This window comes from Pseudomonas sp. K5002 (genome assembly GCF_013386655.1).
Lineage (GTDB): Bacteria > Pseudomonadota > Gammaproteobacteria > Pseudomonadales > Pseudomonadaceae > Aquipseudomonas.
In genome coordinates this window covers 3,364-11,707 of record NZ_JACARK010000151.1, presented here as the reverse complement: position 1 = coordinate 11,707, position 8,344 = coordinate 3,364, and the positions used below count along the sequence as shown (strand labels likewise).

Sequence of the window (8,344 nt, the reverse complement as noted above, 5' to 3'; positions counted from 1 at the left end):
CGGCACGCACGCTGTTTGATGCACAGGGTCGCTACCTGCCCAAGGACGTCCTGGCCGTGGCTATCGGACCCACGCTGCTGCACAGCGACGGTCCATTGATTCTGTACTGCGGCGGCGGAATTTCCGCGGCGGCCAACGCCCTGGCCCTGACCCTGCTGGGTCGCCAGGACCTCGCACTCTACGACGGCTCGCTGCAGGAATGGGCCGCCGACGCACGCTTACCAATGACTACCGGAGCAGCTCCGGCCTGACGCCCTTTGCGGCGACCCCGGCTTTTTAATTTCGTACTGGCAACCCGTCCGTTGCGCAGCGCTGGGCCCCTTTGCGCCCAATAAAGCGCGAGGCGCCAGCGGGCAGGCCCTTGGAGCGCTCCTTTTATGGCAACACCGTACCGTCACACCCTGCTCGCCCTGAGCATCACCCTCGCCGCCACGGCCGCCCACGCCCAGGACGCGACCCTGGACACCATTACCGTAGTCGGTGAACAGGCCACCGACTACCAGGCGAAAAAGGCCGCTGTCGCCGGCTTCGATAACGCCCCGCTGCTGGACACCCCGGCCTCGGTGGCGGTGATCACCGAGGCTCGCCTGAAAGACCAGCAAGCCCGCCTGCTCAGTGAAGTATTGAAGAACGACGCCTCGGTCGGCGACAGCTATGCGCCGGTGGGTTACTACGAGAATTTCGTGGTGCGCGGTTTCTCGTTGAACCCGGCCAGCAGCTACAAGATCAACGGTCGCACCATCACCGGCGAACAGAACGTCGCACTGGAAAACAAGCAGCAAGTGGAAGTGCTCAAGGGCTTGTCCGGGCTGCAAAGCGGCGTGTCCGAACCCGGCGGCTTGATCAACTACGTAAGCAAGCGCCCGGAGAACGTGCGCTCGGTGACTGTCTCCACCAACGAACACGGCGAGCGCTACCTGGCCACCGACGTCGGCGGCTGGCTCGGTGCCGAGCAGCAGGTGGGGGTGCGGGTCAACCTGGCCCACGAAGACATCCGTTCCTACGTCGACCACGCCGACGGCCAGCGGGATTTTGCCTCCCTGGCCCTCGACTGGAACATCAGCCCCAACGCCCTGCTGCAACTGAACGCCGAATACCAGAACCGCGAGCAACGCTCGGTGCCCGGATACCAATTGCTCGGCGGCACCACCGTGCCCCACAACGTGTCGCCACGGGATCTGCTGGGCTACCAGAGCTGGTCGAACCCGGTGGGCATCAAGTCGCTGAACCTCGACGGCCTGTTCGAATACCGCTTCAACGAGGCCTGGAAAGCCAGCTTCAGCGCCTCCCGCAGCCGCGTGGTGATCGACGACTACAGCACCTTCGCCTGGGGTTGCTACGGCGCCGCCAGTTGCGCCAACACCGCAGTGCCCAACCACTTCAGCGCCGAGGGTGACTACGACATCTCGGACTACCGCAGCCCCGACGACACCCGCAGCAACGAAGAAGCCCAGGCCGCCCTCAACGGCCAGTTCGACACCGGTTTTCTCAAGCATGACCTGACCTTCGGCACCACTGCCTTGCGCCGCCTGGTGGACCGGCGTGAATCAGTCAACGAATACATCGGCGAGGGCAATATCTACGAAAAGCCGCCGGTACTTGACCCCTACGAGGGGCCGCTGGGCCATACCTACCGGCGCCTGGACAGCCGCCAATACGGGCTGTTCGCCAGCGACCGCATCAGCTTCAACGAGCAGTGGCAAACCATTCTCGGCGGGCGCCAGGTGCGCCTCGACGAAGAAACCTACGACCAGGCCGGCGACACCACCCGCCATACCCAGCGCAGCGTATTCCTGCCCCAGGTGGCGCTGATCTACAAGCCGCGCCCGGACACCACCCTGTACGCCAGCTACAGCAAGGGCCTGTCCCTGGGCGGCACCGCGGCATGGTTCAGCAGCAACGCCGATGAGGTATTGCCGCCGACCACCTCGCGCCAGCTGGAAGTGGGGATCAAGCGTGACTTCCAGCGCCTGAGCCTGACCGCCGCGCTGTTCCAGATCACCCAGGACCTGCAATACAACCGGCCCAACGATGACGGCACCCTCACCTTTGTGCAGCAAGGCAAGCAGAAGAACGTGGGTCTGGAACTCTCTGCCAACGGCCGAGTGACCGATAACCTGCAAGTGTCGGCCAGCGTGGCGGCGATTCGCGCCCGGGTGAGCGGCAGCGGCACCGACGACTACGACGGCCACCAGGCGATCAACGTACCCAAGCTGCGCGCCAGCCTGCACGGCGACTACAGCATTCCCGGGATCAAGGGCCTGGCCCTGCTCGGCGGCGTGCAATACAGCGGCAGCAAGTACGCGAACCGCGAGGCCAGCGTGAAGGTCGACGACTATGCGGTGTTCGATGTCGGCGGACGCTACAGCACCAAAGTCGGTGATTACGATACTGTGCTGCGCCTGACCGTCGACAACCTGTTCGACAAACGCTACTGGCGCGATGTGGGTGAATCGGCGGGCGATGGCTACCTGTTCCTGGGCGCGCCACGCACCGCGCGGTTATCCGCCACCGTCAATTTTTGAGGCTGACTGTTCATGCGTAATCTGATTTTTGCCAGTGTGTGCCTGCTCTCCACCGCCCTCGTCGGCTGCCAGCAGCAACCGCCCGCCAACGACCAGCTGGATGCGGTGCTGTGGACCCAGACCTCCATCGAGCACGAGCTGATCTACCGCCAGGTGTTCGCCAACGCCACTCGCCAACTGGACGTGGCCCTCAAGACCCCGGACTGGGACGCCCTGCCCTTGCCACCGCGCAATCTGGCCGGGCTGCCGCCAGCGGTGATCGTCGACATCGACGAGACCGTGCTCGACAACATCCCGCTGAATGCCCGGGACGTCGTCAACAACCAGGTCTACTCCTACGACCGCTGGAACACCTGGGTCGACCAGGCCAAGGCCCAGGCGCTGCCGGGCGCCGTGACGTTCCTGCAGGCCGCCAAACACAAAGGCATCACGGTGTACTACATCACCAACCGAGAGCAAAGCCAGGTCCAGGCCACCGTCAACAACCTGCGCCTGCGGGGCTTTCCGGTGGACAGCGAGCAGCAGGTACTGGCTGCCGGCACGCCCATTGGCGGCTGCGAACACGCCGGCTACGGCAAGAACTGCCGACGCCAATGGGTCGCCCAACACGCCCGCGTGCTGATCCTGGCGGGTGATTCCCTGGGGGATTTCGTGCAGGCCGAACACAACACCCTGGACGCCCAGCGCAAGGCCGCCGAACCCTACCTGGGCTGGCTCGGCCAGCGCTGGTTCGTGCTGCCCAACCCGACTTACGGCAACTGGTACAGCGCGCCGTATGGCGACCAGGAAAAACTGCCCTTTGAACGCAAGCGCCAGCTCAAGCAACAAGCGCTGCACCTGCAAAACTGACCCTGAGGGGACCGTATGACGCCGCTGGAAATAGTCGCTGTGATCTTCAATATCGCCGGGGTGTGGCTCACCGCCCGACGGGTGCGCTGGTGCTGGCCGGTCAGCGTGGTCGCGGTGTTGCTGTACGGCTGGATCTTCTTCGACGTGAAGCTGTATTCCGACATGCTCCTGCAACTGGTCTTCGCTGTGTTGCAGGGCTACGGCTGGTGGCGCTGGAGCACCGGGCGCATCGACGCGGGCAAGGTGCGGGTGGAACGGCTGCCGGTCCAGGAAGCATGGCGGCACCTGCTCGCCGGGGTGATCGGCGCGCTGCTGCTGGGCGCCGCCATGCACCACTTCACCGATGCCGCACTGCCGTGGCTCGACTCGCTGCTCACCGCTTTCAGCCTAGTGGCCAGCCTGTGGGCGGCGCGCAAGTATGTGGTGAGCTGGTGGCTGTGGATCGTGCTGGATACGGTCTACGTGGGGCTGTTTGTGTACAAGGACCTGCAACTGACCGCTGCGCTGTATGCCGGGTTTGTGGTGCTGGCGGCGTATGGGTTGGTGTCGTGGCAGCGTGACCTGCGCCAACAGGAACGGTAGAGTCACGCCCACGCCAGGCCTGCACACGGAACCCCAGGATGCCTTTCGACCCGATTTCACCCCACTACCAGCGCATTCGTGAACAGATCGCCAACGATATTGCGGCGGGTGTGCCCCAGGCCGATGAGAAATTCCCCTCCGAACGGGAAATGATCGAGCGCTTCGGCTGCACCCGGGTCACCTTGCGCCAGGCCTTGCAGCAACTGGAAGCCGAGGGCCTGGTGTACCGGGAAAACCGTCGCGGCTGGTTTGTCAGCCCCCGGCGCATCCGCTATGACCCAACACGCATCAGCGGCTTCATGGATTACGTAAGTGCCCAAGGCCGTACGCCGCGCACCGAATGCCTGCACGCAGAGCTGCGCCCCGCGGGCGACTGGCTGGCCAGGCGGATGGGTCTCGCGTCGGCGGATGAGCCGATGTTTTTCCTGCAACGGCGGCGCTGGATCGACCGGCGGCCGGTGTTGCTGGAGTTCAACGCGCTGCTGGCCAGCTGGTGCCCTGGGCTGCTGGACGCCGACTTGAATACCTCGCTGACCCAACTGCTGCGGGAGCGGTTTTCCCGGGTGCTGTCGCGGTGTGAGCTGGAGATGCACATTGGCACGGTGAATGAAGAACAGGCCGAGTTGCTGCAATTGTCCACCGGTTCCACCAGCGTGTATCTGGAACGCTTGAACTTCGGCGAGGATGACCAGCCGGTGGAGTTTGACCAGGAATTCTGGCGTCCGGATGCATTGTCCGTCGTGATGGAGACGCGCTACCCCGGGACGTGAATTTCACACCTGTGAAAGCTTGTGACTTGTTGCCAACGAACCCGTTTTCACTCGCTTGCAGCCCCTACTATCGAGTCCTCGTGCGCCCCTCACATGGACTGAACCGATGATCACCCGCCCCGAAAAATCCGCGTCGCCCCGCGTCGATCAACCCAACGCTCCCGAGCGGGTTTTCGACGCCGTCCTGAACAAAGCCAAAATCCTTGCCAGCACCGGGCTGGGCGACAAAACCGTCAAGCCCGAGGACTACAAGGAAGTCACCGCCCTCCCGGCCAAACTCGACATCGACAAGCTCAAGGTCATTTCCGAAGACAAGGACGCCGGGGTGATCTACTTCGAACAGGACGGCGCCAAATACAAGATCAGCGCCGAGGGTGCGGCCAACGCCCAGGACGGCTTCGACGTATTGAAGAACCTGCGCTTCGGCCATGCCGTAGCCCCGGTCAACCAGGGCGGGCCCGACGAAGGTACCCCGCTGTACACCTTCCTCCAGACCCTGGCCGAAACCCAGGGCACCCCGGCCGGCAAGGCCATCGTCGAAAGCCTGAAGAACCCCGACCAGCAACTGCTGCGCGAAGACGGCGACGGCGTGCGCCTGGCCAACATCAAATCCGTGGGCAAGGCTGAAGACGGCATCCTCAAGGTCAGCCTTGAAAACGGCAAGACTCTGGTCATTTCCGAATTGCTCACGCCCCAGGCGTTCAGCACCTACACCCAGGCCGGGGTGACCAAGGAAGCCCTCAATGACGGCAAATCCAAAGGTTATGAAGAAGTCACCAGCCTGCCGGGCGACCTCGATTTCAGCCAGTTGAAAGTGGTGTCCGAAGACAGCAGCGCCGGAGTGATCCTGTTCGAACACCAGGGCCACAAGTACGCGATCAGCAAGTCCGAAGCCGACCTGCCGCAGCCCGGCGCCGACCTCAGCAACCCCAACCCCAACGCGGGCGGCACCTTCTACAACTTCCTCCACGCCGTGCACGCCAGCGAAGGCTCGCAGGCCTTCGACTACATCAAGAACGCCCAGTCCCTGCCCGGCCAGGAACTGCTGCGCAAGGACGAGGCCAGCCTGAAGCTGGGCGACATCAGCAAGGTCGACGCGCCCATGGACGGCATCCTGGTGGTCAACCAGGCCGACGGTAAACTGCTGGTGGTGTCCAAGGACATCACCCCCGAAGCCTTCGCCGCCTACACCAGCAAGGGCCAAACCCTGGCCGGCATCGAAAAGGCCAAGGGCGACGGCTACACCCTCGCCGCCCCGGACGCTTACCTGGCCTCCACCGAAGACATCATGAGCGTCGGCGGCGCCGGTGATTATGGCCCGGGCCTGATCGCCTTCACCCAGCACAAGCCGGGGGGCAGCGAAGAGAAAATCGTGGTGTCGGAAGACAGCAATCCACAGATGTTCGAGCAGATTTCCAGCTACCGCAGCGACATCGCCGCGCAAACCACCGACGTCGACAAGCTGCGCACCGACAACGGCCTGCCGCCCCTCAAGGACGTCTCCGTCGACAACCTGACCACCACCGAGAAAGATGACAGCGGCAACCCGCTGTCGGTGCAGGACCTGTCGATGAAAACCCTGGTGGACAGCTACCGCGCCGGGGTCAAGGACGGCAGCATCGGCAAGGACGACCCGCGCGCCAAGTTCCTGCGGGCGGTGGAAGCCAGGAGCATGGCCGACAACGGCATGTCGATCATTCCCGAGCACGGCTTCGGCAACCAGGGCATCGCCACCACGCCCATCGACGTGACCTCGCGGGATGTACGCGACAACATCTTCGACACCAAGGCCATCGACCAGACCATCAACGACCTGCTCGGCGACTCGACCATCCAGCACGACATCAAGGCCAACCACGACGCAGCCCTGGGCAAGGTCGACGGCGGCCAGGCGAAGGTCGATGAGACCAGGCAGCGCCTGATCGACAGCACCTCCTCGGAGAACTTCACCCAGTACATCAAGTCCCTGCAGGACAGCGGCAAGACCGAACTGGCCACCCAGGAAATCCAGACCGCCTACACCGCCCTGGCCGATATCGACCCGGCCAAGGCCGACAACTTCCTGCAAAACCTGCAGATCGACGGCTACACCGATGCCGTTGAAAAGCTGATGGACGATCCCACCAAGATCTCCGACGACAACACCGCCCTGGCCACCACCGACAACACCATGGCAATCCTGTCGATGCTCAAGGGCAGTGCCGACGGCCTGCCGCGCCAGGCGCTGGGTGTGTATTCGAAGTTCGTCGACCAACTGCTCAAGGACAAAAACGCCGCCGCCGATTTCGGCAAGGCGATGATTTCCCTCGGCGACACCTGGCAGAAAAACGGCGTGATCAGCTTCAGCGACATCGACAAGGCCGTGAGCAAGGAGATCATGCCGGGCCTCAGCGAAGAGAACCGCAGCGCGTTCGTGAAGAACCTCAACTTCCTCAAGGACAACGGCGTACTCGGCTCTGTGGGCGGCGCAATCGGCATGGGCCGTATCGTCTACCAACTCGCCGGGCAAGGCGGCAAGCTGGCGGATACGCCGATGAAGCGCCTGGGCATCGCCAACGACTTCCTCGGCTTCCTCGGCACCGGCTCGCACTTCGCCACGCTGGGCCTGAAGGTCTACGACAAATTGCGCGGCACCAACGCCTACAAGCTGATGGGCTTCGACCGTTCCCTGCCCGACCTGTGGGCCAAGCCCGGCGAGGGGTACCACGCGCTGCCCAAGGACGCCGAGGCGGTGCAGAAGAAGTATTTCGAGATCGTCGACCAGGCCATGGACGACGGCAAGGACGTGGGCAAGGCCCTCAACAGCGGCGGCTGGAGCGACGAAGGTGCGGCGAAGATCCAGGAAGGCATTGAAAAAGGCATTGCCAGCCGCGGCGGCGTGGCCGGGGCCGGTTTTGGCGCGAAGTTCGCCAGCAGCGCGATCAAGGTGATCGGCATGGCCACCGACGTGGCAGGCGGCGTGATCAGTGTGGTGCAGGCGGCGTTTACCTTGCGTGATGGTGTGCGCGAGAAAGACCCGGTGAAAATCGCCTCGGGCTCACTGTCGATGGCCGGTGGTGTCAGCAGCCTGGTGGGCGCGGCCGGCGGCGTGCTGGGCACGCTGGGGGTGACCGGGCGGATCATTCCGTTCCTGGGACCGGTGGGTTTCTTGATCTCCGGCGCGTTGTCGTTTGTCGGGGCGATCTTGAGCACGGTGCAGTCCCACAAGCTGCACAAGATCTCGATGCAGAACTGGGACCAGATCCAGGACTTCAAGCAGGACGGGCTGCTCAAGCCCAACGGGGATGAAGCATACGTGTGGTTGCAGACCTACCTGTCCGACTGGGGCCAGCGGGATGCGCCGCAGGACCAGAGCATTTTTGATTTCCGCAAGGAAGAGTGGGATGCGCGGTCGAGTATCCGCGGGGGCGACCATCGGCGGGACCACCCGGACTTTATCGGGGACGGGAATAACCGTAACTCAGAGGACTACAAGTACTCGCTGAAACCGTCGGAATGGACCAATGAGAACCACGACATTATCTGGCGGGTGGGGGATGGGTATGGGGGTGAGTACCATGATGTGGACAAGCCATAACTGAACTTCCTGACACCCGGCAGAACCCATGTGGGAGCGGG

General features: G+C 63.5%; 6 protein-coding genes. All 6 read left to right on the top strand.

The window, feature by feature from the left end; translation table 11 throughout:
* Positions 1-251: rhodanese-like domain-containing protein (locus HX846_RS08625; RefSeq protein ID WP_256739798.1), on the top strand; the 251-nt coding region annotated here is incomplete at its 5' end.
* Between the two features lie 126 nt (positions 252-377).
* A complete protein-coding gene (locus tag HX846_RS08620) occupies positions 378-2,525 on the top strand; it encodes a TonB-dependent siderophore receptor (RefSeq protein ID WP_178965258.1) in 2,148 nt (715 codons plus the stop codon).
* Positions 2,526-2,537: 12 nt separating this feature from the next.
* Positions 2,538-3,374: a 5'-nucleotidase, lipoprotein e(P4) family gene (locus tag HX846_RS08615; protein WP_003208300.1), complete on the top strand. Its 837-nt coding sequence runs from the start codon at positions 2,538-2,540 to the stop codon at positions 3,372-3,374.
* 15 nt (positions 3,375-3,389) lie between these two features.
* The gene (gene pnuC / locus HX846_RS08610; RefSeq protein ID WP_102369486.1) at positions 3,390-3,956 is read left to right on the top strand and encodes a nicotinamide riboside transporter PnuC; all 567 of its coding nucleotides are present in this window, start codon (positions 3,390-3,392) and stop codon (positions 3,954-3,956) included.
* A 38-nt stretch (positions 3,957-3,994) separates the two neighbouring features.
* Positions 3,995-4,726, top strand: a complete 732-nt coding sequence (locus HX846_RS08605; RefSeq protein ID WP_178965257.1) for a UTRA domain-containing protein — start codon at positions 3,995-3,997, stop codon at positions 4,724-4,726.
* A gap of 106 nt (positions 4,727-4,832) precedes the next feature.
* Positions 4,833-8,303 carry a hypothetical protein gene (locus HX846_RS08600; RefSeq protein ID WP_178965256.1) on the top strand — a complete coding sequence of 1,157 codons (3,471 nt, stop codon included), beginning with the start codon at positions 4,833-4,835 and terminating at the stop codon, positions 8,301-8,303.
* Positions 8,304-8,344 lie beyond the last annotated feature (41 nt).